At 48.1% G+C, this 26,898-nt stretch carries 26 protein-coding genes; 10 read left to right on the top strand and 16 right to left on the bottom strand.

The window, feature by feature from the left end; translation table 11 throughout:
* Positions 1-276: 276 nt before the first annotated feature.
* From J2Z65_RS33520 to ilvB, 5 genes are all read right to left on the bottom strand, one after another.
* Positions 277-1,473: an aminotransferase-like domain-containing protein gene (locus J2Z65_RS33520; RefSeq protein ID WP_167067511.1), complete on the bottom strand. Its 1,197-nt coding sequence runs from the start codon at positions 1,471-1,473 to the stop codon at positions 277-279.
* A gap of 91 nt (positions 1,474-1,564) precedes the next feature.
* A complete protein-coding gene (locus tag J2Z65_RS33515) occupies positions 1,565-3,112 on the bottom strand; it encodes a 2-isopropylmalate synthase (RefSeq protein ID WP_167067636.1) in 1,548 nt (515 codons plus the stop codon).
* A gap of 248 nt (positions 3,113-3,360) precedes the next feature.
* On the bottom strand, positions 3,361-4,353 hold the full coding sequence (gene ilvC, locus J2Z65_RS33510) for a ketol-acid reductoisomerase (RefSeq protein ID WP_167067514.1): 993 nt from the start codon (positions 4,351-4,353) through the stop codon (positions 3,361-3,363).
* 197 nt (positions 4,354-4,550) lie between these two features.
* Positions 4,551-5,042 (bottom strand): acetolactate synthase small subunit, encoded by a 492-nt coding sequence (ilvN, locus tag J2Z65_RS33505; RefSeq protein WP_167067652.1) that lies wholly within the window; start codon positions 5,040-5,042, stop codon positions 4,551-4,553.
* Positions 5,042-6,787 carry a biosynthetic-type acetolactate synthase large subunit gene (ilvB, locus tag J2Z65_RS33500; RefSeq protein ID WP_167067517.1) on the bottom strand — a complete coding sequence of 582 codons (1,746 nt, stop codon included), beginning with the start codon at positions 6,785-6,787 and terminating at the stop codon, positions 5,042-5,044. The genes ilvN and ilvB overlap by 1 nt, the downstream gene beginning before the upstream one ends.
* Positions 6,788-7,304: 517 nt before the next feature.
* Here ilvB and J2Z65_RS33495 point away from each other — a divergent pair.
* From J2Z65_RS33495 to J2Z65_RS33485, 3 genes are read left to right on the top strand one after another with little or no spacing between them, the layout of a single operon-like run.
* A complete protein-coding gene (locus J2Z65_RS33495) occupies positions 7,305-8,825 on the top strand; it encodes a spore germination protein (RefSeq protein WP_167067520.1) in 1,521 nt (506 codons plus the stop codon).
* Positions 8,826-8,850: 25 nt separating this feature from the next.
* Positions 8,851-10,074 carry a Ger(x)C family spore germination protein gene (locus J2Z65_RS33490; RefSeq protein ID WP_167067522.1) on the top strand — a complete coding sequence of 408 codons (1,224 nt, stop codon included), beginning with the start codon at positions 8,851-8,853 and terminating at the stop codon, positions 10,072-10,074.
* 28 nt (positions 10,075-10,102) lie between these two features.
* Entirely contained in the window at positions 10,103-11,233 is a 1,131-nt protein-coding gene (locus tag J2Z65_RS33485) for a GerAB/ArcD/ProY family transporter (protein WP_167067525.1), read from the top strand.
* Positions 11,234-11,507: 274 nt separating this feature from the next.
* Here the strand turns inward: J2Z65_RS33485 and rplT are convergent, their stop codons facing one another.
* The 4 genes from rplT to J2Z65_RS33465 form a co-directional block, all read right to left on the bottom strand.
* Positions 11,508-11,867 (bottom strand): 50S ribosomal protein L20, encoded by a 360-nt coding sequence (gene rplT / locus J2Z65_RS33480; RefSeq protein ID WP_127455519.1) that lies wholly within the window; start codon positions 11,865-11,867, stop codon positions 11,508-11,510.
* 56 nt (positions 11,868-11,923) lie between these two features.
* Positions 11,924-12,127, bottom strand: coding sequence for a 50S ribosomal protein L35 (rpmI, locus tag J2Z65_RS33475; protein WP_167067528.1), 204 nt, complete (start codon positions 12,125-12,127; stop codon positions 11,924-11,926).
* A 30-nt stretch (positions 12,128-12,157) separates the two neighbouring features.
* The gene (gene infC / locus J2Z65_RS33470) at positions 12,158-12,658 is read right to left on the bottom strand and encodes a translation initiation factor IF-3 (RefSeq protein ID WP_167067530.1); all 501 of its coding nucleotides are present in this window, start codon (positions 12,656-12,658) and stop codon (positions 12,158-12,160) included.
* 225 nt (positions 12,659-12,883) lie between these two features.
* Positions 12,884-14,119 (bottom strand): glycosyltransferase family 2 protein, encoded by a 1,236-nt coding sequence (locus tag J2Z65_RS33465; RefSeq protein WP_167067533.1) that lies wholly within the window; start codon positions 14,117-14,119, stop codon positions 12,884-12,886.
* Positions 14,120-14,933: 814 nt separating this feature from the next.
* Between J2Z65_RS33465 and J2Z65_RS33460 the strand changes: the two genes are divergently transcribed.
* Positions 14,934-15,461, top strand: coding sequence for a phosphatase PAP2 family protein (locus J2Z65_RS33460; RefSeq protein ID WP_167067535.1), 528 nt, complete (start codon positions 14,934-14,936; stop codon positions 15,459-15,461).
* A 4-nt stretch (positions 15,462-15,465) separates the two neighbouring features.
* On the top strand, positions 15,466-16,593 hold the full coding sequence (locus J2Z65_RS33455; protein ID WP_167067538.1) for an MGDG synthase family glycosyltransferase: 1,128 nt from the start codon (positions 15,466-15,468) through the stop codon (positions 16,591-16,593).
* Positions 16,594-16,659: 66 nt separating this feature from the next.
* On the opposite strand, the gene trmB is transcribed toward J2Z65_RS33455, so the two are convergent.
* The 3 genes from trmB to J2Z65_RS33440 form a co-directional block, all read right to left on the bottom strand.
* Positions 16,660-17,391 (bottom strand): tRNA (guanosine(46)-N7)-methyltransferase TrmB, encoded by a 732-nt coding sequence (gene trmB, locus J2Z65_RS33450; RefSeq protein ID WP_167067540.1) that lies wholly within the window; start codon positions 17,389-17,391, stop codon positions 16,660-16,662.
* 75 nt (positions 17,392-17,466) lie between these two features.
* Positions 17,467-17,676 (bottom strand): hypothetical protein, encoded by a 210-nt coding sequence (locus tag J2Z65_RS33445; protein ID WP_167067543.1) that lies wholly within the window; start codon positions 17,674-17,676, stop codon positions 17,467-17,469.
* 397 nt (positions 17,677-18,073) lie between these two features.
* Positions 18,074-18,664, bottom strand: coding sequence for a WGxxGxxG-CTERM domain-containing protein (locus J2Z65_RS33440; RefSeq protein ID WP_167067545.1), 591 nt, complete (start codon positions 18,662-18,664; stop codon positions 18,074-18,076).
* Positions 18,665-18,815: 151 nt separating this feature from the next.
* Here J2Z65_RS33440 and mnmL point away from each other — a divergent pair, with 151 nt between their 5' ends.
* From mnmL to J2Z65_RS33420, 4 genes are all read left to right on the top strand, one after another.
* Positions 18,816-19,778 carry a tRNA modification radical SAM protein MnmL/YtqA gene (mnmL, locus tag J2Z65_RS33435; RefSeq protein WP_167067547.1) on the top strand — a complete coding sequence of 321 codons (963 nt, stop codon included), beginning with the start codon at positions 18,816-18,818 and terminating at the stop codon, positions 19,776-19,778.
* 81 nt (positions 19,779-19,859) lie between these two features.
* Positions 19,860-20,480, top strand: a complete 621-nt coding sequence (locus J2Z65_RS33430) for a c-type cytochrome (protein WP_167067550.1) — start codon at positions 19,860-19,862, stop codon at positions 20,478-20,480.
* 43 nt (positions 20,481-20,523) lie between these two features.
* A complete protein-coding gene (mnmM, locus tag J2Z65_RS33425; protein WP_167067553.1) occupies positions 20,524-21,102 on the top strand; it encodes a tRNA 5-(aminomethyl)-2-thiouridylate-methyltransferase MnmM in 579 nt (192 codons plus the stop codon).
* A gap of 81 nt (positions 21,103-21,183) precedes the next feature.
* A complete protein-coding gene (locus J2Z65_RS33420) occupies positions 21,184-22,149 on the top strand; it encodes a type I phosphomannose isomerase catalytic subunit (RefSeq protein WP_167067555.1) in 966 nt (321 codons plus the stop codon).
* Between the two features lie 188 nt (positions 22,150-22,337).
* Here J2Z65_RS33420 and J2Z65_RS33415 read toward each other — a convergent pair whose 3' ends face one another.
* From J2Z65_RS33415 to J2Z65_RS33400, 4 genes are all read right to left on the bottom strand, one after another.
* Positions 22,338-23,837 (bottom strand): IMP dehydrogenase, encoded by a 1,500-nt coding sequence (locus J2Z65_RS33415; protein ID WP_167067558.1) that lies wholly within the window; start codon positions 23,835-23,837, stop codon positions 22,338-22,340.
* Between the two features lie 96 nt (positions 23,838-23,933).
* The gene (locus J2Z65_RS33410; RefSeq protein ID WP_167067655.1) at positions 23,934-24,350 is read right to left on the bottom strand and encodes a pyridoxamine 5'-phosphate oxidase family protein; all 417 of its coding nucleotides are present in this window, start codon (positions 24,348-24,350) and stop codon (positions 23,934-23,936) included.
* Between the two features lie 146 nt (positions 24,351-24,496).
* A complete protein-coding gene (locus J2Z65_RS33405) occupies positions 24,497-26,260 on the bottom strand; it encodes a B12-binding domain-containing radical SAM protein (RefSeq protein ID WP_167067560.1) in 1,764 nt (587 codons plus the stop codon).
* Positions 26,261-26,361: 101 nt separating this feature from the next.
* Positions 26,362-26,586, bottom strand: a complete 225-nt coding sequence (locus J2Z65_RS33400; protein WP_167067565.1) for a hypothetical protein — start codon at positions 26,584-26,586, stop codon at positions 26,362-26,364.
* 57 nt (positions 26,587-26,643) lie between these two features.
* Here J2Z65_RS33400 and J2Z65_RS33395 point away from each other — a divergent pair, with 57 nt between their 5' ends.
* Positions 26,644-26,871 carry a hypothetical protein gene (locus tag J2Z65_RS33395; protein ID WP_167067568.1) on the top strand — a complete coding sequence of 76 codons (228 nt, stop codon included), beginning with the start codon at positions 26,644-26,646 and terminating at the stop codon, positions 26,869-26,871.
* The last annotated feature ends 27 nt before the right edge of the window (positions 26,872-26,898 follow it).

The raw sequence follows: 26,898 nt of genomic DNA, 5'->3' as shown, positions 1-26,898 counted from the left end.
AGGAAACGAGCGGAAACAAACGCAAATTAACGTAATTCTAAGGTTACTGTTTCTTACACTGGTAACTCTCCGGAATTAGGGGGTCAAACCGATAAAGCTTACATGTCAGCTTACATTGGCAGAATAGCGGTCGTAGTTTCCCTTTCTTGGAGGAAATGCGCATTACTTAGAGAATAGCGGATCCTCGTTCCCTCTCGCTCCATCTTCACATAGGAAAAAGAAAATGGGGCTGTCTCATTAGGTCATTCCTGACCTAATGAGGCAGCCCCGATTATTTTATACACTTTGTAAGTAAGATTCCATGGCTTTCGCCAGCTTTTGCATACCGAGAATCGTGTTCTCGCGATCTGTATGCGTGTAGTTCAGGCGCATTGTGTTGTACTGTGGATTCTCGGCATAAAAAGTGGACCCAGGAACAAAAGCCACGCCTTCTTTTACCGCGATTTTCAGCAGATCCTCTGCGCGAATATGCGGCGGAAGCTCCACCCAGATGAACATGCCGCCCTTCGGTTCTTCCCACTTCAGACCTGGCCAGTTCAACTCTTTCAAAAGGCCTGACATGAATTTCATCCGATCCAAGTATTGCTCACGGATTAATGAAATATGTGCATCGAGATCGAAGTGCTCAAGCAGATGATACAGTGTTTGCTGATCAATCGTACTGGAGTGCAGATCCGCCGATTGTTTGAAACGGGCAATTTGACGAATCAAGTTCTCGTCCCCCATCACCCAGCCTGTCCGGAAAGCAGGCGCTACCGTTTTGGAGAAGGTGCTCGTGTACACCACATTGCCGCCTTCGGCTTTACCGCCAAGCGAGAAAATGGATGGGTACGTTTCATTTTCATCAAATTGGATTTCCCCGTATGGGTCATCCTCAAGAATCAGTACGTCCGCTTCGCGGCAAATATTCAGCAACCCTTGACGACGCTCTAAGCTCCAAGCACGGCCTGCCGGATTCGAAAATGTCGGGATGACATAAACGAGCTTCGGATTGTGCTCGGCAACCTTTGCTGCCAAATCTTCAAGAATCATACCGTCGTTATCGCTGTCAACGGAATAAATCTTGGCGCCTTTGGCTTGAAATACTTGAATCGCCGCTAGGTACGTAGGTCTTTCTACCAGAATGACATCGCCTTCATCAATATATACGCGCGTCAACAAATCGATCGCTTGCTGAGAACCTGTCGTCAGCAGCATCTCGTCTGGTGTGACGATCATATTCTTGGCAGCCATCCGTTTGCATAAGGACTCGCGCAGCGGCTTATACCCTTCGGTCAATCCATACTGCAGCGCTGACTTCCCGCCGCCGACAACTCGTTTAAACGCTTCACTCACCGCGTCCAATGGGAAAAACTCTTCAGCAGGCAATCCGCCGGCAAAAGAAATGATCGAGCTGCCTTGTGTCAGCTTGAGAATTTCTCTTACCGCCGAGGATGAGAAACCTTCTAGCGATTTAGAAAATCGATATTTCATAAATGGACGCATCCTTTCGCATTTGTAGAAAGCACCCCTCCTCTAGCTTGGAGGTGAGGTGCTTATCCAGTAGTCCGGTGGACTTAAGTGATTAGATCAACGTAACGTTGCTTCTGTTGCTTGTTGGGGTTTTGCGTTTATCAATGAGTCTGTTCACAGCGTCCAGGTAAGCCTTGGCGCTTGCTTCGAGAATATCTGTCGAGATGCCGCGTCCTTGAACGGACACGTCGTTCTGTTTCAACACAACATGCACTTCGCCGAGTGCATCTTTTCCGTGAGAGACAGACTTAATGGAATAGTCATCGAGCTCGACTTCTTCCTTCGTAGCTTTGTCAATCGCGTTGTAAATAGCATCGACAGAGCCGTTGCCCACAGCGCTTTCCGCCACTTCACTGCCGTCTTGGAAGCGAACGTGCACGGTTGCTGTTGGCGTCATTTGGTTGCCGTAAGCCACTTGAAGCGTGCCAAGCGCAAAAATTTCCGGCGTTTCGATCAATTTCTCTTCGATCAGCGCGCGAATATCTTCGTCTTCCACCTGCTTCTTGCGGTCAGCCAAATCCTTGAACTTGCCGAACGCCACGTTCACTTGCTCGTCTGCGAGGTCGTAGCCGAGGTCGATCAGCTTCTCGCGGAACGCATGGCGCCCGGAGTGTTTACCCATCACGAGCTTACTTTCCTTGACCCCAATGGTCTCAGGGGAAATAATCTCGTAGGTCGTTTTCTCTTTGAGCATCCCATCCTGATGGATGCCGGACTCATGAGCGAACGCGTTAGCACCGACGATCGCTTTATTGCCTGGCACCACCATGCCGGTCAGCTTGCTGACCAAACGGCTGGTGCGGTAGATCTCGTTCAACACAAGCGAAGTTTTCGCTTGGTAGAAGTCCTGGCGTGTTTCCAGCGCCAGTACGACCTCTTCGATCGAGGTGTTCCCTGCTCGCTCGCCGATGCCGTTGATGGTGCCTTCGATTTGATCGGCACCATTCAATACCGCCGCTAGCGCGTTAGCAGTCGCCATGCCAAGGTCGTCATGGCAATGCGCGCTCAGCTGGATTTTCTCAATGCCTGGGACCGTGTCCTTCAGCATTTTGAAAATATTCCCGTAGTCGTACGGTGTCATATAACCGACTGTATCTGGAATATTCACGACCGAAGCGCCGGCACGGATTGCCATTGCCGTTACTTCTGCGATGAAATCAAGCTCCGTGCGGCCCGCATCCTCGAGTGAAAACTCGATTTTGCTGAAATACTTCTTCGCATATTTAATCGCAGCTTCCGCTGTCTCCAGCACTTGGTGCTTTTCCATCTTCAGCTTATGCTTCCGATGGATCGGGGACGTCGCTAGAAACAAATGAATACATGGGTCCTGAGCGCCCTGCAGCGCTTCACGAACAGCCTCGATGTCCGTCTCCTTCGAGCGGGACAGACCGATCACAGAGGCGTTCTTGACCGCTCTTGCTACGGCATTAACGCCTGCCAAGTCACCAGGTGATGCAGCCGGGAAGCCGGCCTCCATCCGATCGACACCCAGCTTCTCAAGTTGAAGCGCGATTTCGACCTTCTCCTGTGTGTTCAAGTTCACGCCTGGCGATTGTTCTCCGTCTCTGAGCGTTGTATCAAAGATGTAGATTTTGCGCACCATGGTCACCTCCTAAAAGATTACGAGTGTTCGATTAAACTTCTAAACCTGCCCAATGACCGTTCCGTTCTTCAGCATTTGTCTCCTCCGACAAACACTTAGCCCTCCACTGGGTTGTTCTTCGAAGTTTAAAAGGTACACTCGCCAATTTTTACTCGTCTACATAGTATTCACAGGGAGTGACTGGGAAATTCTCCTCAATCACTCCCTGTGGGATGAATAACTATATGATTCAATAATACGTTAAATTACTTTTTGATCCAGTGCATCATTTCACGCAATTCGGCACCAACAACCTCGATTGGGTGTTGAGCTTCGTTGCGGCGAGTCGCGTTCATGAACGCGAAGTTGGATTGGTTTTCCAAGATGAAGTCGCGAGCGAATTTACCTTGTTGGATATCTGTAAGAACAGCTTTCATTTCTTTTTTCGTTTCAGCTGTGATGATGCGAGGTCCTGTTACATAGTCACCATACTCCGCTGTGTTGGAGATGGAACTGCGCATGGAGGAGATTCCGCCTTCATACATCATGTCAACGATCAATTTCAGCTCGTGCAAGCACTCGAAGTAAGCCATTTCAGGTGCATAACCAGCTTCAACCAATGTTTCGAAACCTGCTTTAACGAGTTCAGATGCACCACCGCAAAGAACAGCTTGCTCACCGAACAAATCAGTTTCTGTTTCTTCACGGAAGGAAGTTTCGATAACCCCTGCGCGCGTACAACCGATACCTTTTGCATAAGCAAGGCCGATTGCTTTCGCGTTGCCAGTAGCGTCTTTCTCGATCGCGATCAAGCCAGGAACGCCGAAGCCTTCAACATAAGTACGACGTACCATGTGACCTGGGGATTTAGGAGCAACCAAGAATACATCTGTACCTTCAGGAGCTACGATTTGACCGAAATGAATGTTGAAACCGTGGGAGAACATCAAAGCAGCGCCTTTTTTCATGTTCGGTTGAATGGACTCACGGTATACGCGAGCTTGTGTCTCATCCGGCATCAAGATTTGGATCACGTCAGCGCGTGATGCCGCTTCTTCAACGGATACAACTTCGAAACCGTCATTTTTAGCTGCGTTCCAAGAACGGCCTTCACGAAGACCGATAATTACGTTCAATCCGCTGTCACGCAAGTTTTGTGCTTGTGCGTGCCCTTGGGAACCATAACCAACAACTGCGATTGTTTTACCTTTAAGTACCGCTAAGTCTGCATCTTTTTCATAGTAAGTAGTAACTGCCATTTCGTATAAATCCTCCTTTGATATGATGAATCCGTATTGTCTACCCCTTGAGTGGGTGTTTCAACGGTTACCCCGGTGCTTGGCCAAGCAATTGACGTATATCAACGACCAGCCTTTTAAAGCGCTAAAGAGTCCACCGCTCAAAGCCCCACTCAAGGAGGCTTACCTACTTTTTCACATTGCCATATTATAATTGTTTATCTAACTGAGCCACGAATCATCGCCGTTGCTCCCGTACGGGAAAGCTCACGGATGCCGTAAGGACGAAGCAATTCTACCATTGCATCTATTTTATCTGAATCTCCCACAACTTGCACGATAATTGATGCTGGACCAATATCGACAACCGCAGCACGGAATGTTTCTACAATTCCGAGAATTTCAGGACGCATGATCGGTTCTGCATTTACTTTAATGAGTGCAAGCTCTCTGGCTACCATTGGGTTGGAGCTGAGGTCGACGACTTTGATAACGTCAATCAGTTTGTACAGCTGCTTGGAAATTTGCTCCAGCGTGCTGTCATCTCCCGTTGTTACGATAACCATCCGGGAAAGCCCGAGTTCTTCGGACTCCCCTACAGTAATACTTTCAATATTAAAGCCCCTGCGTCCGAACAAACCGGATACTCGCTGCAGAACACCAGGCTGATTGTTTACGAGTACGGAAACTGTATGTTTAGTTGTCGTCATCATTCCGAATCCCCCATTAACATATCACTAATTGTATCGCCTGCTTTAACCATTGGGAATACGTTCTCTCCTTTTGGTACGACGAAATCAATCAAAACCGGCCCCGGTGTGTCCAGCGCTTCCTGCCATGCGCTTCTTGCTTCTTCCTTCGTCGTAGCACGCAAGCCCTTAACGCCGTAAGCTTCCGCAAGTTTTACGAAATCCGGGCTGCCAGCCAAATCGATGTGGCTGTAGCGGTTCTCATAAATGATTTCTTGCCACTGACGAACCATACCGAGTACTTGGTTATTCAAAATAACGATCTTCACCGGGATGTTGTTAATGGCACAGATGGCAAGCTCTTGCGCACACATTTGAACGCCGCCGTCGCCGTTGATGGAAACAACCAGCTTATCCGGATTCCCCATTTGTGCACCGATCGCGGAAGGGAAGCCAAAGCCCATCGTACCAAGTCCGCCGGAAGTTACGAGAGAGCGCGGGTTTTTGAACTTGTAGAACTGAGCAGCCCACATTTGATGTTGACCCACGTCAGTTGTTACGATCGCTTCACCTTGCGTCGTCTCACTAATCATTTCAACAACGAATTGCGGTTTCAGTTCTGTTTCCGTATCGCCGTATTTCAGCGGGAACTTCTCTTTGTTGGCTTGAACTTCAGCAATCCATGCTTCGCTCTTCGCAGGCTTAGCTTTCTGATTGGCCAAAGCCAGAACAGCCTTCACATCGCCAACGCACGGGATGTCCGTTTTCACGTTTTTGCCGATTTCCGCAGGATCCACATCGATATGAGCGATGGTTTTCACTTTAGGAGCAAAACCGTTCAAATTCATCGTCACACGGTCATCGAATCTCGAACCGATGGAAATCAGGAGGTCCGCATTCTGAATTGCAGTGTTCGCTGTGTACGTTCCGTGCATTCCCGGCATGCCGAGCCATAGCTCATGTGCGCTTGGGAAGCCGCTTAGTCCGAGCAACGTTGTTGCCACCGGAATTTGCGTAGCATTCACGAACTCGATCAATTCTTTGGATGCATCTGCGTATACGACGCCGCCACCTGCAATGATTACCGGACGCTCTGCTTCTTCGATCGCTTTCAGCAGCTTGTCGACTTGCAGCTTGTTCGGCTGTACCGTTGGGTTATAGCCGCGGATGTTTACATCCTGTACTGGTTTAAATATCGTTTTATGAGCGGAGACATCCTTTGGTATGTCAATGAGAACCGGACCTTTACGACCTGAGTTCGCAATATGGAACGCTTCATGAATGATGCGCGGCAAATCGTTTACGTCTCTTACCAAGTAGCTGTGTTTCGTGATGGGCATTGTAATCCCCGTAATATCAGCCTCTTGGAAAGCATCCGTACCAATAAAGTTTGTTGCAACGTTCCCTGTAATAACGACGAGAGGAACTGAATCCATATATGCGGTAGCTATCCCAGTGACGAGGTTCGTAGCCCCCGGCCCCGATGTAGCGATACATACGCCAACTTTGCCTGTGGAACGTGCATATCCATCGGCAGCGTGAATGGCTCCTTGCTCATGTCTTGTCAGTAGGTGGTTAAAATCGGAAAAGCCATGCATCGCATCGTAGATGTACAAAACAGCGCCGCCCGGATATCCAAAGACGCAGTCCACACCCTCCAGCAATAAGCTTCTTAGCAAAATCTCGGAGCCTGTGATCAGGTCCGGCTTCATCAGCTTGTCAATCAGTTCTTCTTTTGACCTCTTTGGTTCAGTTTGAACATTCATTGTGATCCTCCTCTCAAAAAATAAGTCCATGTCATGGATCGAGCTTTTCTAGATAATAAGAAAAACCCCTGTTCATCCCGCACACGCACGTAACGTGTTAAACGGGACGAAAGGGGTTTAAGCTTCCGTGGTACCACCCAAATTTGCTACATGCCTCACAGCATACAGCCTTAGCAGGTATGTTCGTATTGAACAATACCCTCAGCACGATAACGTGTGCTTTTCCGATTCTCCCTAGTGTTTACAGACAATGCCGTAAGTTTCAGGAAAACAGCTCCGAGGTGACTTCGTACGTAAGGGATTAAGGCGATGGTTTCAGCAAGCCCAACGCTCTCTGCGCATAAGTGCCCTTATGACTTCTTCCTCTTCATAGCCGATTAATTCGTGAACATCACCAGTTAAGATGATATTAGAGATTATTATATGCATCCCCAGAGCATTAGTCAATAGCAGATCGAATAAAACCATCGAAAGTGAGGGAATATACTACCAATTCAGGAAATGAGGGCTTCTGCTGATGAAATCTTCTCTGAAACCCGCTCTCCCTTTAACGACGGATTTGCAAACGAACATATCGATGATGCAAGAAGCGCTTGGCGGATCTCCGGATATTATTATTCGCATGGTCGATATGCAGGTTATTCAGGATCACTTCTCCCTTGCGTTAATCTACATAGATGGGCTTGTTCAATCAGAATCTATTCATAAGCATCTCATTGAGCCCCTATTAAATGTTCAAGCAACCGAAAAGATCAGTGAACAATATTGCGGGATTCACGAAATACTGCAGCAAACCATCACAGTTGGCGAACTCATTGAGGCTACCAATGATTCCGAGGTGCTGAATGCCGTTTTAGAAGGCTGCACAGCTATTTTTATCGATGGGTTCGACGAAGCCTTCATCGCTAGCACGACCGGCTGGGAGAAGCGAGCGATTGATGAACCCCAGACGCAGACCGTTATCCGGGGGCCGAAGGAGAGCTTTACGGAAGATATTCGTACGAATATCAGCTTGCTGCGTAGAAAAATCAAATCGCCTGACCTTCGCTTTGAAAACATGAAGATTGGCCGTTACACAAGGACCGAGGTCATTCTGACCTACATCGACGGCATCGTCAATGAGAAGGTGCTGGCAGAAGCACGCAGACGTCTTTTGCTCATTGATACGGACAGCATTTTGGAGAGTGCCTACATTGAGGAGTTCATTGAGGATAAAGGGTATACGCCTTTTCCTACTTTGATGAACACAGAGCGCCCTGATGCTGCAGCGGCAGGATTACTTGAAGGGCAGATTGTCATCATCGTCGACGGGACGCCTTTCGCGTTAATCGCTCCTGTGACGTTCTATAAATTCCTGCAATCCAGTGAGGACTATTACCAGCGCTACGATATCGCCTCATTCGTACGGTTGATTCGGTATGCTTCTTTTTTCATATCTATGCTGCTGCCGTCACTCTACATTGCGATTACCACTTTCCATCAGGAAATGCTGCCCACGACCTTACTTATCACTCTTGCTGCCCAACGGGAAGGGGTTCCTTTCCCTGCGCTTGTCGAAGCGTTCTTGATGGAAATCACCTTCGAAGTGCTTCGGGAAGCAGGGGTGCGTATGCCCCGCGTTGTCGGACCCGCCATTTCCATTGTCGGCGCGCTTGTGCTTGGACAAGCGGCCGTGCAAGCCGGGCTTGTGTCCGCAGCGATGGTGATCGTGGTATCGTTCACAGCGATTTCCAACTTTGTCACGCCTGCCATTAACCTGGCGGTTGCCGCAAGGTTGATCCGCTTCATGCTTATGCTCTTGGCTGGAGTTCTGGGCCTTTTCGGTATTTTATTTGGCTGCATGGTTATCCTCATTCACGTGTGTTCCATTCGATCGTTCGGAATCCCTTACATGGCGCCGATAGCTCCCTTCATCGCATCCAATGTAAAAGATATCTTTATCAGGCTTCCATGGCGGAACTTAATTAAGCGGCCGTTACGCATGACCAAGAATATTTTCAGACAGCCTCCTCCGGCCAAACCGTCAAAGAAAAAATAACTGCAAGATGGAGGGGAATGATGACATGCCAGCCAAGCGCCGATTCGTCTTGATAAGCTTAATCTGCTTCATCACTTGCTGCTTATGTACAAGTTGCTGGGATCGAAAGGAACTGAATAAAATCGCGATCACGGCCGCAACCGCCATCGATTGGGATGAAGATCACTGGCTGATCTCCTACCAGGTTGTTATTCCTCAATCTATCTCCAATACAGGCGGAGGAGGGATTCAACAGGCCCCTGTCTTGGTGTTTTCCACAACCGGGGATTCCATTCAGGCAGCCGTTCAACGTGCCAGCCTGGAGATGCCTCGTAAAATGTTCTTCGCCCATAATCGTGTGATTGTCATTGGAGAGGCTGCCGCCCGCAAGGGAATCTCTCCGGTCATTGACGTATACTTGCGCAGCGCAAATTCCCGGGAAACTGTCAGCATACTCGTCAGTCGAGGCAAAGCGCGAAAAATTCTGGAGCAAATTCTTCCCCTCGAGAAGATACCAGGCGCCGCTATACAAAATATGGTGCTTAACGAGGACCAGACGGACGCCAACCTCAAGCAGGTCATGGTCTTTCAAATGCTGATGGGAATGTCGAGCGACTCCGGCTATACAACGGTGCCTGAAGTGTTTATATCCGGAAAGGGGATCGAAGCCACTTCGATCGAAAATTTAAAAAACACAAATTTCGATACGAAGCTCAAAATGGGACGGATCGGCGTTTTTCAAAAAGATAAGCTCATCGGTTGGATGACAGGACATGAAGGCTATGGCCTCAGCTGGATTAAAGGGGATATCAGCCAGTCCATCTTGTTTTTCGCCTGCTCAAAAGATAGTAAGAGCCTGGTCTCGTCACTACGAGTTAACAAGGCTTCCACCAAGCTGACGCCTGTAAAAGTTCAAGGAAAGTGGGTCATTAAAGCTGATGTAAGAGCAAGCGGAGCGATTGTCGAGAACAACTGTATGATTGATGCTTCTAAGCCTGAAGGCATCCGCGAAATAGAGGATCTCGTCAGCGACACCATTTCCGATATTATGCTTACCTCCTTGCATAAAGCTCAAAATATGAAAGCAGATGTACTCGGGTTCGCTGGCCTTATTCATAGAAAAGATCCCAAAGCTTGGGAGCATTTACAGCCAGATTGGGGTGATCATTTCGCCCAAATTGAGATGGAACCTTCCTTCAAGATCGAGATACAGAATATCGGCATGAACAGCAAGTCTGTGAAGCAGCTTATTGAAACTGATAATCAATAATGATGATCGGAAGAAGGAGATTATCCGCATGGAACGAATCAGCAACTACCAAATTGCTGTCTTAATCATTCTTTTCCAAATCGGCAGTACGCCTTTATTTGCCATCGGCAACAAAGCAAAGCAGGACTCTTGGATTGCGATGCTGCTCGCGGCAGCTGTCGGCTTACTGCTCCTACGGATGTTTCTCTACATTCAAAGCATCGCCCCTGATCAGTCCCTTATCGCATTAATGCGCATTTGCTTCGGGAAGGTAGCCGGCGGTATTATCAGCAGCTGCTTTATCATTTATTTTGCCTATGAATCCATGAGAAATGTTCGGGATTTCGGTGAAATTACAAGCGTAACGCTTCTCGCCAGAACGCCCAAATTTATTATCATGCTGCTAGTCATTCTGCTCGCGGCTTATACGATTCTCCTGGGCATTGAAACCCTTTGCCGCGTGGTCGAAAGCTTGATAATCCCCGTGCTTTTCAGCTATGGAGTCCTAAGCCTTCTTATTGTGGTTTCCAAACTGATCAACTTTGAGCGCATTCAGCCGGTTATGGAGAAAGGCTTTCTCCCTATCATCAAGGCGGCCTTACCGGATCTAGTCTCGTTTCCATTCGGACAAATGGTCGTTTTTCTGATGTTTTGGCACTTAATGGACGATAATAAAAAAGTAAAACGTATCAGTATTTTTTCCTATCTTGGCGTTGCTTTCTTCCTCATTGCAATGAACATGATTAATGTGCTGGTTCTTGGACCTGCATTGATTGGTAACAGCACGTTGCCTTTCTTGCAAACGGTGCAGTTGATTCAGGTTGGGGAAATCTTTGAACGGCTGGATGTGTTCGTTACATTGCTGCTATTTCTCGGACTTTTTGTTAAATTAACTGCATTCTTCTGGGCAGCCTCTTTTGGGCTTACTCAGCTTATAGGCAGCAGCACTAATAGCAAGCTGCCTGTTTGCCTTGTCGGCATCGTTATTTTCATCAGCTCCTTTCTTGAGCCTAATTACACGTACCATATTTGGTTAGGTCTTACCTTCAGCGTCAAACTGTACCCCATTTTCCAAGTCCTGTTTCCCCTCGCCATGTTTATCGCGATACTGCTGCGCAAATTGAAAAAGGACTCTCCGCCTTCTGAGGAAGCTCCAACACTTGATATGTCTGCAAAATAATAAAGTTAAGCCCGATTTAGGGGAACTCCATTCCCTTATTTAGGTGAAAAGCGCAATTTCGGGGGGTGGAGGGGAACTAAATGGTCTTATTTCACCTAAATCGCCCAACATTTGACAGAGCATGGCGAAATAGCGGCCTGTAGTTCCCTCTCCCTCGCTCGAAGGGCAATTTTAGTAAAAATAGCCCCCTGTAGTTCCCCAACCCCTTTCTTATCTACGAACAAAAAAAGCTTGCCCCCTTGCGGGGACAAGCTTTCTGAGCGCGAAGCGAAGCTTACGCGTTTACTTTTGCTTTTGCAGCTGTTGCCAAATCGTTGAACGCTTTAGCATCGTTTACAGCCAAATCAGCCAAGATTTTGCGGTTGATGTCGATACCAGCCAATTTCAGGCCGTGCATCAATTTGCTGTAGCTCAAGCCGTTTTGACGAGCGCCTGCATTGATACGAGTGATCCACAGTCTGCGGAAATTACGTTTCGTTTGGCGACGGTCACGGTAAGCATACACTAAAGATTTCATTACTTGCTCTTTAGCTGTTTTAAATAAACGGTGTTTGGAACCGAAATAACCTTTTGCTAATTTCAAAATTTTCTTACGACGGTGAGCGCGAATAAATCCGCCCTTGACTCTTGCCATTGTGAACTACCTCCTGGGATATATAAATGATGTTCGAATTTTACACGAAATGACGATTAACCTTTGATAAGTGTCAGTTGTTGTTTCAAACGACGTACATCGCCAGGAGCCATAACTGGGTTCGTGGACAAAACGCGTTTCGTACGTGAAGATTTACCAGAAAGCAAGTGGTTCTTACCTTGTTTGTATCTCATCACTTTGCCTGTGCCAGTGACTTTGAAACGGCCTTTCAGGCTGCTGTGTGTTTTCATTTTCGGCATGTTGTTGTTCCTCCTAATTTAGTATACCGCCTACGTTGTCGCCTTCGGCGTTAAGATCATGATCATGCTTCTTCCCTCAAGCTTAGGAGCGCGCTCCTGTGAGGAAATGTCGGCTGTTTCAGTAGCCAGACGTTCAAGCACTCTGCGACCAATCTCCGAGTGCGCTATTTCACGCCCGCGGAACCTGACGCTGGCTTTTACTTTATCGCCATCGCCAAGGAATTTAACCGCATTGCGAAGCTTCGTTTGGAAGTCATGTTCATCGATCGTCGCGCTTAAGCGAATCTCTTTGATATCAACGATCTTCTGGTTCTTACGAGCTTCTTTCTCTTTCTTCTGTGTTTCATAACGGAATTTACCGTAATCCATGATGCGGCATACAGGCGGCTTCGCCGTCGGTGCCACGTTCACTAAATCCAAGTTCGCGTCAAGTGCGATTTGAAGAGCTTCGCGAATCGGTGTAATACCGAGTTGTTCTCCGTCCGCCCCGATCAGGCGTACTTCCTTCACACGAATCTCGTCATTAATCATATGGTCTTTGCTAATAGTGTTCCACCTCCAAAAAGTATGTACCTCTTTATCCAATATAAAAAAGATGCGGGCGCGCAGTGGCCCACATCTTCATCAATAACAGGTTTAAGCAACCTATTGAGCATTCATGATGATTCATTCAAACCAGCCAACTCTTGTCGGTCAGGTGAGAAGCGGGCGCCTCTGCTTTTACTTGAAATATAATATCATCTCGGTGAAGAAAAGTCAACTCACTTGTTTACTTTTCATTTCATCCAGGCGAATGACACGTGTATGCTCCGTGTGGCTCCATTGTTTGTTGTTTTGCGTGAAGAACGCATAGAACGTAATCGGCCACCAAGACAGCATGAACACGGGATATAAAATTAGATATTTATATACTTTGCGAGGCGCCTTCTCAATCAGCATGGAGAGCGGCAGCAAGATATAAATCGCTATACTCACCGTGTTGAAGAAAATCGGATTGATGTCGGCAAGCATCGGCGTCTCCGACCATCCTGGCGTTACGGATTTGATCCACAGCAGCACGGAGATAATCGCTCCGAAGAAAAAGTTGTATACGTTGGCTGAGTAAATAGCCGCGTCAATCTTCGTCCAGCTGCCTTCTTTGATACCCTGCCACAACAGTGGGAAGAAGTAACGCTTAGCCACGTCAAAGTGTCCTTGCATCCAGCGCAAACGCTGTTTGGCGGAAGCTTTGAACGTAAGCGGCTTCTCATCGTAAACAATCGCTTCGTAGTTGTAAGTCGGCCTAATCCCCATCTTGATGCAGCGCATCGAGAACTCCAGATCCTCTACAAGGCTTGTAGCCCCCCAACCGATTTGTTTCAGGAGCTTGGACTCAAAACACATGCCCGTACCGCCTAAATAGTTGGCAAGTCCCAAGTTCGTGCGGGGCATCTGCCAGAAACGGTTTGCAAAGTAATACGAAATCGCGTAAGAACCGGTAACCCATGAATCGTTCGGATTCTTGCTGTCAAGGTAAGCTTGAATCACTCTGGATCCGGAACAAAGATCATTGTTCATATGCAGCAGGTAGTCCGGGCTGGAGAGATTGTCGGCATCGAACATAACAACCGCGTCGTACTGACGCTCACGCTTCCAAAGCTCTTTCAGCATCCATTCGATCGCATAGCCCTTACCTCTTAGGTTCGGGTTATGGCGCTCCATGGCGTAAACACCATGACTGCGTGTAATCTCAGCCGTATTGTCCGTACAGTTGTCGCAAATTACGAAAATGTCATATAGCTCTTTGGGGTAATCCAAAGCCTTCAGATTCTCGATTAATGCGCCAACGACCTGCTCCTCGTTATGTGCTGCGACCAGAACGGCAAACGATTTTTGCGGAGCAAATTTCTGTTTGTTTCTGGGACGGTACCATCCAAAGAACGTTAAAAATAACTGATACGCACCGATGAGCGCCAAGCCAATCTGAAACGTAAGCACAATCTTGTCAAGCATGAAGCAAAGTCCCCCTTTTTGTTTATGCACACAAGCTATCTTTTTATACGCGTAGTGCGCAATTATGTACAGGTGAATTAACCGTTCTTGATTTTCCTCTCTTTCCCCCTATTTGTCAAAGTCTACAAAGAACGAAAAATAGCCGGTTCTTTGAGATTTAAGGGGAACGTGCGCACACTTTGCAGTATGTGCTTGAAATCAGATCGTTAAAGTCCTGTTTTCAACGTTTTTCATTTTATTGTGTACAAAAAGTTCACCATTTAGACCAAGAAGCAACCCCTCATGTGATTCGGGTTTTATTATAATTCACCCGAGCTTCCCCTGACAACTTTTGCCGATCTTGCCGGATAACGGCTAGTACGCATTAAAATCCAAGGTCCCCTTCATAACATTCGCGCAGCTTTCAGACAAAGAGTCCGTCATCAGCCAATCTCATTCTTAAGGACTGCAACCGTCCGACTTACAGCATAACGGACTCAACGATCTAGATGCCATATGACCTAAGCACTGACTTTCGTTCGTGCACATTCAACCAGAAACGTCCTGGGTCGACACCTTATTTAAAAAATCCCAAAATGAAAGGGTTTGCATTTTCGAACCTATAGGCATTAAGGAATGGGATAGCATGGCGACATATAGGGTACAATAAAAAGGAATACTATTCCATTGTTTCCATGATTTAATTCGACTAAAGCGACCTTCAAAATGTAAACGCGCCTTTCTTAACATTTATTACTGCGTTAATCTGATTTTAATAAATGTTCTTTATAATTTGAAATAGCAGGTATCTTACGACCGAAGGAGGCTACTACTCATGAGCAGAGTCGTGAACTGGCTTCAGCATCATGAAACTCGCATGTTCCACTTTGTGAATCAACGTATTCAGCACTTCTTCCTTGATCATTTCTTTTCTAGAATCACTCATCTGGGAGGAGCTACGGCTACAATTGTCATCTCCCTCTGTTGCGCTTTGTTCGGGCAAGGACAACTGAGAATCGCGGGCATTCAGGCCCTCATCGCTTTAACGATCAGTCATATTCCGGTTGCCATCATCAAAAAGAAATATCCGCGGCTTCGGCCTTATCTGGTACATCCTCAAACGATTACCTATAAAAACCCATTAACCGATCATTCCTTTCCGTCCGGACATACAACCGCCATCTTCTCGATCATCATTCCATTTATGACCGCTATACCTGTTCTAGGCGTTATCCTTCTGCCGCTCGCTCTCATCGTTGGCTTATCTCGTATCTACCTGGGACTGCACTATCCTTCTGATTGTCTCGTAGGGTGTTTGATTGGTACTGCGGCATCTCTAGCAACTGTAGGTTTATGGGGGTAAAAAAATGAACGCTGTGCAGGGTAAGAAACGGGTTCTCATCCTCTCCGAAGGCTTCGGAGCCGGTCATACACAAGCAGCCTATGCGCTCGCTGTAAGCTTAGAGAAGCGATGCACAAATATTGAAACGCGTGTACTGGAGTTGGGGACTTTCCTGCATCCGACTATAGCGCCTTGGATCTTCCAAGCCTACAAGAAGACACTAACCGCCAGCCCCAAGCTTTACGGCCGGTTATACCGCTCCCAATATAAGAAATCGTTAAACCGCTTGACGCAATTAGCGCTGCACCGCATTTTTTATGCGCAGACCGCAGAGATTATCCGGAATTGGGCTCCGCAGGCCATCGTCTGCACCCACCCTTTTCCCAGCGTCGTCGTTTCCAGGTTGAAAAGAGCCGGCCTTGCCATCCCGCTGTGCACCGTCATCACAGACTACGATGTACACGGAACTTGGGTCAGCCGTGAAGTGAACAAATATATGGTCTCGACAGAAGACGTCAAAAATAAATTGCTTGGCCGTGGCATTGCCGCCGCACAAGTCGAAATCACGGGCATCCCTGTCCATCCAAGCTTCCGGGAAGCTCACGATAAAGCAAAGATCCGGCAGCAGTTCCAATTAGCCGCGATGCCTACGGTGCTTGTAATGGGTGGCGGCTGGGGCTTAATCGGAGGCGATTCCCTCAGCGAGCATCTTGTCACGTGGAGAGATCGCGTGCAGTTTATTTTTTGCTTGGGCAATAATGCCAAGACATTAGCCAAACTAGCCGCGGACGACCGGTATCAGCATCCAAACATCCGGTTGCTCGGATTCACGCCGGACATCGACAAATTAATGGAAGTTTCGGATTTGCTCGTTACGAAGCCTGGCGGGATGACCTGTTCGGAAGGGCTTGCCAAATCCATTCCGATGCTGTTCTATGATCCGATCCCGGGTCAGGAAGAAGAGAACGTGCTTTATTTTACCGAGCAAGGCTTTGGTGAGCCGATTCGATCCGCAGATACGATTGCCAACTGGTTGACGATGCTCGTCAGCCGCTATACGGATGTGCAGGCCAGACGTGTTTGGAACTACCGCCAAAGAATGAATATGCCTTCGGCTGATTGTTCAGAGGTTATTCTCCAAGTGCTCGGCTAACGATCAGCCAGTATACAAAAAGGCTCCTTATCTGCATACAGCAGTTAGAGGAGCCTTTTAATAATGTTATTCAGCTTTCGCGTTGCTTAGTTGGTCCAAATGCGCAGCAAGAGCGTCCTGACCGATCACAACTTCACAGCGGTGAATGTTCATACCTTGCGTGGCGAACTTGGTTTCATATTCCGTCATGACATGGTCCGGGTGAAACCCGTCTGCATGAAGATTCAAGGAAATATTACGCATTCTGAGTCCCATATCCGCAAAAGAATTAAGCGAGAATTCGAAAAGCGATTGCGAATCGGTTTTCAAATGAATCTCACCCTTTGCATTCAAAATCTGCTGATATTTGGCCACAAAGCCAGGGTGCGTCAACCGTCTGCGAGCATGTTTTTTCTTTGGCCATGGATCGCTGAAGTTCAAATAAACCCGCTCCAACTCGCCTTCAGCAAAAGCTTCTTCAATATGTTCAATATTGAACAGCATCAACTTCAAATTCGGGATGCTCGGAGCGGACTCCGATTCTTCCTCGGTCTTCACGTCATGAGCGATCTTCGCCTTCTCGCTTGCTTTGCGAATAAGCTCATCGTACATATCGACACCAATGAAATTAATATCCGGGTATTTCTTGCTCATTTCACTGATAAAACGACCTTTCCCCATCCCAAGTTCAGCATGAATAGGGTTATTGTTGCCAAATAACTCGGCCCATTTGCCTTTATAGTCTTTGGCATTGAGAACAACGAGTTCCTTCTGACGTTCTATATCTTCTCGAATTCCTTTTCTTCCCCGTAACCGCATCTACTATTTGCCTCCTACACGTACAAGCTATCGAATACAAATCATAGACCATTCTAGGGAAAAAATCAAAGGGAATTACACTTCCAGTTTGTGATATTCAATGGTTTTGGACGTAGCTGGGAATAGCTTGCGATCTAGAGAACGAAGTACTTTTTGTCTGGCTTCCTTGGATACATTCGGATCAGCCACATATTTTGCTCCGCTGCTTAACGCTAAAGCTTCCTTCACTGTCGGCTCAACGGATAAGGTATCTGCCGATAAGAAGGATAAGGTTGAAGTCGTCATGGTCTGTTTCACCTGCTTTCTTTTTCAACTATTAATGATAGTTTTGGTTACGGCTGAATTCTTTATGATTGGCAGATCATACTAACAAAAAAACCTAGCCGTTTTGACCGATAAACGGTGAAGGAATCCTATGACTCATCATGCATCGGACACAGCTTAATAGGGGAACTCCCTTATTTAAGTAAAAAGCCGAATTTCGTAGTTTGAGGGGAACTACAGGCTCTTATTCAACCCCTATCGTCCAAATATGCATCAAAATGGCGAAATAGCGGACCTTAGTTCCTAGTTCCCTCTCCCTCCCGCAAAGGGATCTTTTGGGCAAAATAGCAGCCTGTAGTTCCCCTATAAACATAATGCAAAAAAACGCCCTCCTGCTTAGGAGGACGCGCATTCTTACTTATATCTCATCTCTTCGTTTATTGCTTCCTCTTAATCCAGCCAGACCTAATAATCCGACTAAACCAAGCCATCCCCAGTTCATACTTTTGTTAGTTGAAGTGGTCGCATAGGTGCGATAAGAAGTCGTATCATAATTGCCACGGTTTGTTGCCGTAGTTCCTGTCGTACTCATCCGATCCATGAGATTGTTGCCGTAGCCGTTGATTTGACCCATAACACCAGTGCCGGTTGTGCTTTTTCCCGTATACGTATTGGTTGTTGTTCCATCCGGTCTGTACACGCCATCGTACTTGTTCGGATGTGTGGTCGTGATCGGAGCAAGTGGAGTTGTGTTTCCATTATACGTATTGGTGTTAGTCATCGTCCCCGTGCCGTTCAACAAACCAGTTCCCGCGCTAGTCCCCGTCGTAGCGTCGTAATTACTGCCTGTATACCCCGATGTTGTCGTAGTTCCCGTCCCCATAGTTCCCGAAGTTCCCGTGTGAGTGTTCATTGTCGGTGTACTCGTGTTTGCGTGCGCCCCAACTGCCCCAAAGCTCAATGCTGTCGTTAAAGCTACCGCCAATGTCACTGTACGAAACTTTTTCACTTCTTCATTTCCCCTCTCGGCATTTGATTGTCATGCAAAGTTATCATGCTCTGATATGCCCACTTTTAACGGGGAAGTTGGTGGAAAGGGAGGGGTCGCTTTCATGTTTATTTTTCGCTACAATAGGGTGGAAGGAAAGGAGTTCGACCTGATGACTACAGTGATACAAGAGTCACCTCAGCTATGGGGGGACAAACGTTTCCATACATGGAATTATGAAATGCGCGAAGCTTTCGGCGGCAAAGTATTTAAAGTAATGCTCGATGCAGGCTTTACTTGTCCGAATCGCGATGGCAATATTGCGACCGGCGGTTGTACATTTTGCAGTGCGAGAGGCTCTGGTGATTTTGCAGGCAGCCGCCGCGATGATCTCGTTACCCAATTTAACAAAATCAGAGATCTTCAGCATCAGAAATGGCCCGAAGCCCAATATATCGGCTATTTCCAAGCTTATACGAATACTTACGCCCCCGTTGAGCAATTGCGGGAATATTATGAGGTCATTTTGCAGCAGCCAGGCGTTGTGGGCTTATCCATTGCAACCCGGCCGGACTGCTTGCCCGATGATGTCATTGAATATTTGGCAGAACTGAACGAACGAACCTACTTATGGGTTGAAATGGGCCTTCAGACCGTTCACGAATCTACGTCTCAGCTCATTAACCGTGCGCATGACACCCAATGCTATCTGGATGCCGTGGCTAAGCTCAGAAAGCATAATATTCGCACTTGTGCGCACATTATTTACGGATTGCCTGGAGAAACTCACGAAATGATGCTTGACACCGGCAGAGCCGTCGCTCAGATGGATGTTCAGGGCATCAAAATTCATTTACTTCATTTAATGCGTAAAACACCTATGGTGAAACAATACGAAGCCGGCTTGCTGGAATTCCTTGAAAAAGATGAATACGTGAAACTTATCGTCGATACGCTTGAGTTTCTGCCGCCGGAAATGATTGTTCACCGGCTGACCGGGGATGCCCCGCGCGATCTGCTGATCGGACCGATGTGGAGCCTCAAGAAATGGGAAGTACTGAACAGCTTTGACAAACTGTTGAAAGATCGAAACACATGGCAGGGCAAGTATTGGAAAGGCAAAGCCACCAAATAAAAAACTGCTGGGATAAAACCCATTTCGATTTTGAACCGTTTCCTATATATAGTGAAAGCTTATATAAAGGAGATGGATGCGATGAAAAAAAGGGTTGGAGCAGCATGGATTGGATTGATGCTTGTCGTTGCCGGTTGCGGAGGGACGCCTCAAGCGTCCGCGCCAGTATCTGCACCGCCGTCACCGACGCAGACGGCAGCCGCAAGTTCCCCGGCGGCAGCCTCAGCAGCGCCGACGGCAACACCCACAGCAGCCGCGGCAACGCCAGCGGCGGCAACAGCAGCGCCGGCGGCAAGCAGCACGCCGCAGCCAAGCGCAGCGGCAGCGACACCTAGCGCGGCAGTCGCCACCGCTGCGCCAGTGAAAGAGACGGCAACGGCGACGCCCGTGCCGGTGCCAACACCAACGCCTGCGCCTGCAAGCGCGGCGCCGCCGCCATCCGCGAAGCCGCAGGCGGCGGATGGCGGAACTACCACCGCAGCTGAAGCGCAGGCGCTGTTCAAGGACAACTGCATGGCCTGCCACGGGGCAAGCCTTGAAGGGGACTTCGGGCCGAACCTGACGAAGGTCGGATCGCGCAAAACGAAAGATCAAATTGTGCAGCAAATCGTCAAAGGTAAAGGCGATATGCCTCCTTTCCAAGAGGCTTTGAAGCCCGAGGAAATCGAGGCGCTGGCCACATGGCTGGCAGCCAAAAAATAACTGTCGCTCATAAGCACAAGCACAGCATGGAGGCTTTTCACGCATGGGTTTTGTTTCTGTTTTAGGTTTTGCTCATCAACTCATCGGGCAGCGCGTTCAACCGGGCGATACGGTTATAGACGCAACGCTCGGCAACGGCGTAGACACCGTCTTTCTCGCGAAGCTGGCGGGCCGCAGCGGTCTAGTCTACGGCTTCGATATCCAGCAGCAAGCGCTGGATCAAACCAAGATGCGTCTGGAGAAGGAACTTCCAGACGCATCTTCTTCTGTGCACCTGAACTTATGCAGCCACGCGCTCATGGAGACGGCTGTGCCGGAGGACCGCCACGGCAAGGTAGCCGCGGTCACCTTCAACCTCGGCTACTTGCCAGGCGCCGATCCCGCAACGATAACCAAGCAGGAATCAACCATTCCTGCATTGGAAGCGGCTCTCCGCCTGCTCCGCAAAGGCGGTATTGTAACCATCGTGCTGTACAGCGGGCACGAGGGCGGCTCGGAAGAAGCGGCTGCCGTCGAAGCTTGGGCGCAGCAGCTCCCGCTTGCAGCTTTTCAAGTGCTACGCTATCAATTCATGAATACAAGCGCGCATGCACCCTATCTCTTAGCTCTAGAAAAAAGATAGACCCATTGATATAATGCTAGGTAGTGACTAGCACTTTTTGGTCATTTTTACAGAAGAAATATAGAGAAAGTAGGGATAGCAGTGAAATCATACCCGCTTCAATTTCAACCTGAAATGAAAGAACGTGTTTGGGGAGGCAGAGCCCTGGAGAAGTTTGGCTTTCAACTGCCGGAAGGCGCGATTGGCGAAGGCTGGATGATCGGCGATCACCCTAATGGAACAACGAAGGTCATCAATGGAGAACTTGCAGGTCTTGGATTGGACGAAATCCGCGAGAAATACGGTAAAAGTTTATTCGGGACCAAAGGCTTCTCCGAAAAAAACGGCCGGTTCCCCCTTCTCATCAAGCTTCTGGATTGTGAAGACGACTTGTCCGTGCAAGTTCACCCGAATGACCATTACGACAACTTGGCTGCCGGTGAGCTGGGCAAAACCGAAATGTGGTACATCCTGGATGCAAAGCCCGGAGCCAAAATTATATACGGCATGAAGGAAGGCGTTACCCGCGAAAGCTTGGCGCAAGCTATTAGCGAAGACCGTATTCTAGACTGCCTGCAGGAAGTCCCTGTAGAAGCCGGCGATTCCTTCTATATCCCGGCCGGAACCGTTCATGCGTTGGGCGCCGGTGTTCTGGTTGCTGAGATTCAGCAGAATTCCGACACCACCTATCGTTTGTACGATTACAACCGTCCTGGGTTGGATGGCAAGCCGCGCGATCTTCATATCGAGGACTCACTCAATGTTATCGCTTATGAGGGTTCAGGCTCCACGCGTATGAAAACAAACATGAGTGAAACCGGCACATGGTTGACGCTCGCCCAGTCTCCTTTTTTCACAGTGGAAAAAGGCCTCGTTGGCCCCAAATGGGAGTTAAGCACTTCTCCGGAGAGCTTCGTAATCCTCGTCATTGCAGAAGGAAATGGAACGCTTCAATGGGAAGATGGCAGCATCTCCACCAAGCCAGGCGATTGCTTCTTGCTTCCAGCCAATCTGGGCAGCTATGCGCTAGAAGGCAGCATGACGGTAATTCGCAGCTACTTGCCTTAATTAACCGCCTACTGTCGTAACCACCGTGTTACACAAGGATAAACGACTTCGTCGTCCTTTAGGACGAGCGCGTTTTGTCAAGGTTGATGCGAAGCAAAAGTATAAAACTTATACTTTCTTAACTACTAACAAAGCGCTCCAACCGTCATCTTTACGATGCGGCGGAGCGCTTTTATTTATGTGCTGTTCTATTCTTCCGATAAGGAGCTTTCTTTTAAAATAACGTCATGAGCGCCGCCCTCTACTAAGCTGGTTGCTGAAACAAGCGCAATTCTCGCTTTGCTTCTCAGCTCTGCCAGACTAAGTGATCCGCAGTTGCACATGGTGGACTTGATTTTGCCAATCGTCTTGTCCAAATTTTCTTGCAGGCTACCTGCATACGGCACATAGGAATCAACGCCTTCTTCAAATAAAAGCTTGCTTTTGCCGCCTGTATCGTAACGCTGCCAGTTGCGGGCACGATTGGACCCTTCTCCCCAGTACTCTTTCACGAAGTTGTTGCCTACCTTAAGCTTTCTCGTAGGGCTCTCGTCGAAACGGGCGAAATAACGGCCCAACATAACGAAATCAGCGCCCATGGCCAAGGCTAACGTAACATGGTAGTCATGTACGATACCACCATCGGAACAAATCGGAATGTAGACGCCTGTTTCTTTAAAATACTGGTCTCTGGCTTCGACGACTTCCATAATGGAGGAAGCTTGGCCGCGCCCAATCCCTTTTTGTTCCCGAGTGATACAAATGGAACCGCCGCCGATCCCAACTTTCACGAAGTCCGCTCCGGATTCCACTAAATACAGGAAGCCCTCCCGGTCAACAACGTTGCCAGCTCCGATTTTCACATTGAAATTCTCTTTGACATACTGAACCGTTTCCCGCTGATATTCGCTGTAGCCGTCAGAGGAGTCGATGACCAAGATGTCTACACCCGCTTCAACGAGAGCAGGAACTCTGTCTTTATAATCTTTGGTATTGATTCCCGCACCTACAATGTAGCTTTTGTTCGCATCAAGAAGCTCCATCGGATTTTCTTTATGCTCATCATAATCTTTCCGGAAAACAAGAGTTTCAAGCTTCATCTGCTCATCCACGATCGGCAAACAATTGAGCTTATGATCCCAAATTAAGTTGTTAGCTTCCGACAAGGAAATTCCCGCTTTACCGTAAATCAGTTTATCAAATGGTGTCATAAACTGATGAATCGGACGATCCAGCGGATCACGGCTTTTGCGGTAATCACGTCCTGTTACAATACCGAGCAGTACGCCATTTGCTGTACCATCATCCGTAATCGCTACTGTGGAATGGCCTGTTTCTTCTTTCAATGCAAGCACATCGCTTAATGTATGATCGGGCGTTAAGTTGGAGCGGCTTACGACGAAGCCTGCCTTGTACCCTTTCACTTTCCGTACCATCTGTGCTTCTTCTTCAATCGTCTGCGAGCCAAAAATAAATGAAATCCCGCCACAACGTGCCAAAGCAATCGCCATTCCGTCATCGGAAACAGCTTGCATGACAGCAGATGAAAACGGGATATTGAGCGAAATCGCAGGCTCCTCACCTTTGTTGAATTTAACAAGCGGGGTTTTGAGCTTTACATTCGCCGGTGTACATTCCTTCGTTGTAAGATTAGGGATTAACAGAAACTCGCTGAACGTGCGGGATGGTTCTAAGTAATACGTGGCCACTTTGCAATTTCCTCCTCATCGATCCATAGGTAAATTTTTTCAATCTTATCATTGAACCTCACCTGTGGTCAATGGTTTTTTCAGGAAAGCCTCCATCTATCCCTTCCAAACCTGCGGTTGGCCTTCACCGTTCATATATTCCATGTACGAAGGCGTGACTTCAAGTACAACGTAGTCAGGATCATGTGCGCCGTCGAACCACTTTGCCAGATCGTCTGTCCACAGCTTCTCACGAAGGGCATTATCCTTACTAATCACAGCTGTCGCTTGGATCTGCAAAATATCTGAGGACTTCTTCCCGTCATAACCGACCAGGATATGCACATTGGGGTTATCCTTCACCTCGTCCACTTTGTCCGTCTTCCTGTTCGTAGCCAGAAACAGGGTCAGTCCCTCATGGAACAGCGCCATGTAACGAACTTTCGGCTTCGTTCCTTCTACGGTGGCAAATGAGCAAATTTTATTCGCATCCAAAACTTTCTCGATCTGTTCTTCAAGCTGCTTATTCTTCATTTCAATCATATCGCAGATCTCCTTTCAGGAATCAGTTAGCAAACAGTCAGCTTGTGGGGCAACTACCCTAGATTACCCTGATAAGGCCCGGTTTTATGCGAAAAGCCCCGCTCCCCATCATCGTGATAATGGGAGTGGGGCTTCTATTAGACGGTCGCTGTCTGGTGCAGCGGCATGCTGTAGCAGCTAGCCGGAAGCTGAGCATCCGGCGGGAAGTGCACGACGAGCAGCTCCGTGCTGGAGGCGTCAATCTCACCGCTTTGCAGATACGTCTGCAAAGCGAAAGGCAGCACCTCAAGCATCACATGCTTGTGGAGATCTTTTTCATTGATGCGAAGACGTTGGAAGTCGCCGCTCACGAGCTCAGGCTGCTCGGCAAGCAGCTTGAAGTAGGCGTTCTGTTCGGATTTCTCCAAGGTGAAGTCCCACCAGATTTTACGGGGCTTATATTTATGCCCCAGGAAATAATCCAGCTTCATGAGACCTTCGATGACAGGCATGTTCTTCGCTTCACGATGAAGGAGGAACTCCCGCAGGCGGGTAAACAGATCCTCGAGCTGATGCCCGATCTTCTGCCAACCGCGGCCTTCCCAGAAGTCGCCGAACTCTTGAAAGAAATCGAATGCCGATGCAAATTCATGTGCGATCAAATATTTGACCGTATGGTCCATACGGTGTGCATTCCAGTATTTCTCAAGCACGTCCTCTACTCGCTTGATACGTATTAGATCAGTGAACGGGAGAATGTCATTACCCAGAATCTCATACGGGGCATGATCCATGTACACGTAGCCGTATTTATGCGCATCATTTCGCATCCCTGTGCCGCGCAGCATTTTGAGGAAGCCAAGCTGCAGTTCCTCCGGCCCCAGTTCGAAGACATCGTTAAATGTTTTACGGAACGAGTTATAATCCTCTTCCGGCAGGCCGGCGATCAGATCGAGATGCTGATCGATTTTCAAGCTGTTTTTCACCTTGGAAACCGTTCGGCTCAGCTTCATGAAGTTTTGTCTGCGCTGCACCAGCTCATTCGTGGTGTCATTCGTCGATTGGACGCCGATTTCAAAACGGAACGTACCTGGAGGAGCATTTTCAGCCAAATAATCAAGAACCTCGGGCCGCATAATATCGGCTGTAATCTCGAATTGGAACACGACACCACGATGATTTTCGATCAGGAATTCGAATATTTCCATCGCGTAGTCACGTTTGATATTAAACGTCCGGTCCACGAACTTGATCAGCTTCGCGCCTGAATCAATTAAGTACAAGAGGTCCGACTTCGTCCGCTCCATGTCAAAGTACCGCACGCCCACTTCAATACTGGAAAGGCAGAATTGACAAGAGAATGGGCAGCCCCGGCTCGTTTCGAAGTACACCACGCGGTTGGCTAAACTCGGCAAATCTTCTTTGAACCGATGCGGTGACGGGATATCGTTCAGATTGAGCTTCGGTCTGCCCGGCATAAGCACGACTTCTTCCCCTTTGCGGTAGGCCAGCCCGTAAACAAAATGATATTTGCGCGTCGTAGAAATTTCCGTCAGCAGCTGGTGGAAAGTCTCTTCGCCTTCGCCCATCACGATAAAATCAACTTCCGGGATGCGTTTCATCCAGTAGTCCGTATCGTAAGAAACCTCAGGACCGCCGAGAACGATGAGGATCTCAGGCCGGATTTTCTTAATCATTTTGATAATATGAATCGTTTCTTCAATGTTCCAAATGTAACAGGAAAAGCCCAGCACGTCCGGCGCCTTTTGATACAGGTCGGAGACGACGTTCATCACTGGGTCTTTGATCGTATATTCGGTAATTTCAACATCAAAATCCTTTTCGCAGAACGCTTTCAAATAGCGCAGAGCCAAAGATGTATGAATGAATTTGGCATTCAGTGTCGTGACTAATACTTTCATTGTAAAAAGACCTCGTTCTGTTCTCGTTTATCGTTCCCTCTAATTCTACACGAAAACCGAGGAAATACAAAGGAGGGAAGAAAGCAGCTGCTTGGAAACGGCTACAGAACCATATCATCATCGACGAGCGGATTTTCATAAGGGAACTGCAGATAGGAGGCTTCCTGGATGGCGTTTTTCCATCGTTCTGCATGGGAGTGCAGCTGCTGCTCGACTTCCTGAATTCTTAGCTGCAGGTCGCTGCTCCCCTCGGTCATTCCGTTTTGGAGCGCCTGCTGCAAGGACGTTCGTTCTTCAAACCATTGCGTTAATTGGTATAAAAGCATAGGGAAAACCACCTTTTCTCACACGTTGGGTAAGTGTAAGTATTCCCTATGCGGGGGGTGTGCATACAGCTTGTTGGCCATCTTGCTAAGCTAACCGCTGCCTGCCTACGAAAGCAGCGCCCGCAGCTGGCTATCCGAGAATCGGGCTATCGCGCCGCAGACCGCATGCTTTGGCGGATTGCTAACCCGCATTTGCCCTATGAGCATGTGCGGCTGCAGGGGGATTTTTTCATGGGGAGTACATTGTCTGCATGTAAGTCAAGCCGAGAACCAAAGGCTACTTGATCATCCATATCAAAAAGAGCGCAGCTG

The sequence above is a fragment of the Paenibacillus aceris genome (genome assembly GCF_017874035.1).
In the GTDB taxonomy this organism is placed as follows: domain Bacteria; phylum Bacillota; class Bacilli; order Paenibacillales; family NBRC-103111; genus Paenibacillus_E; species Paenibacillus_E aceris.
Note: the sequence above shows the minus strand (reverse complement) of the source record. Positions and strands in the feature narration are given on the sequence as shown.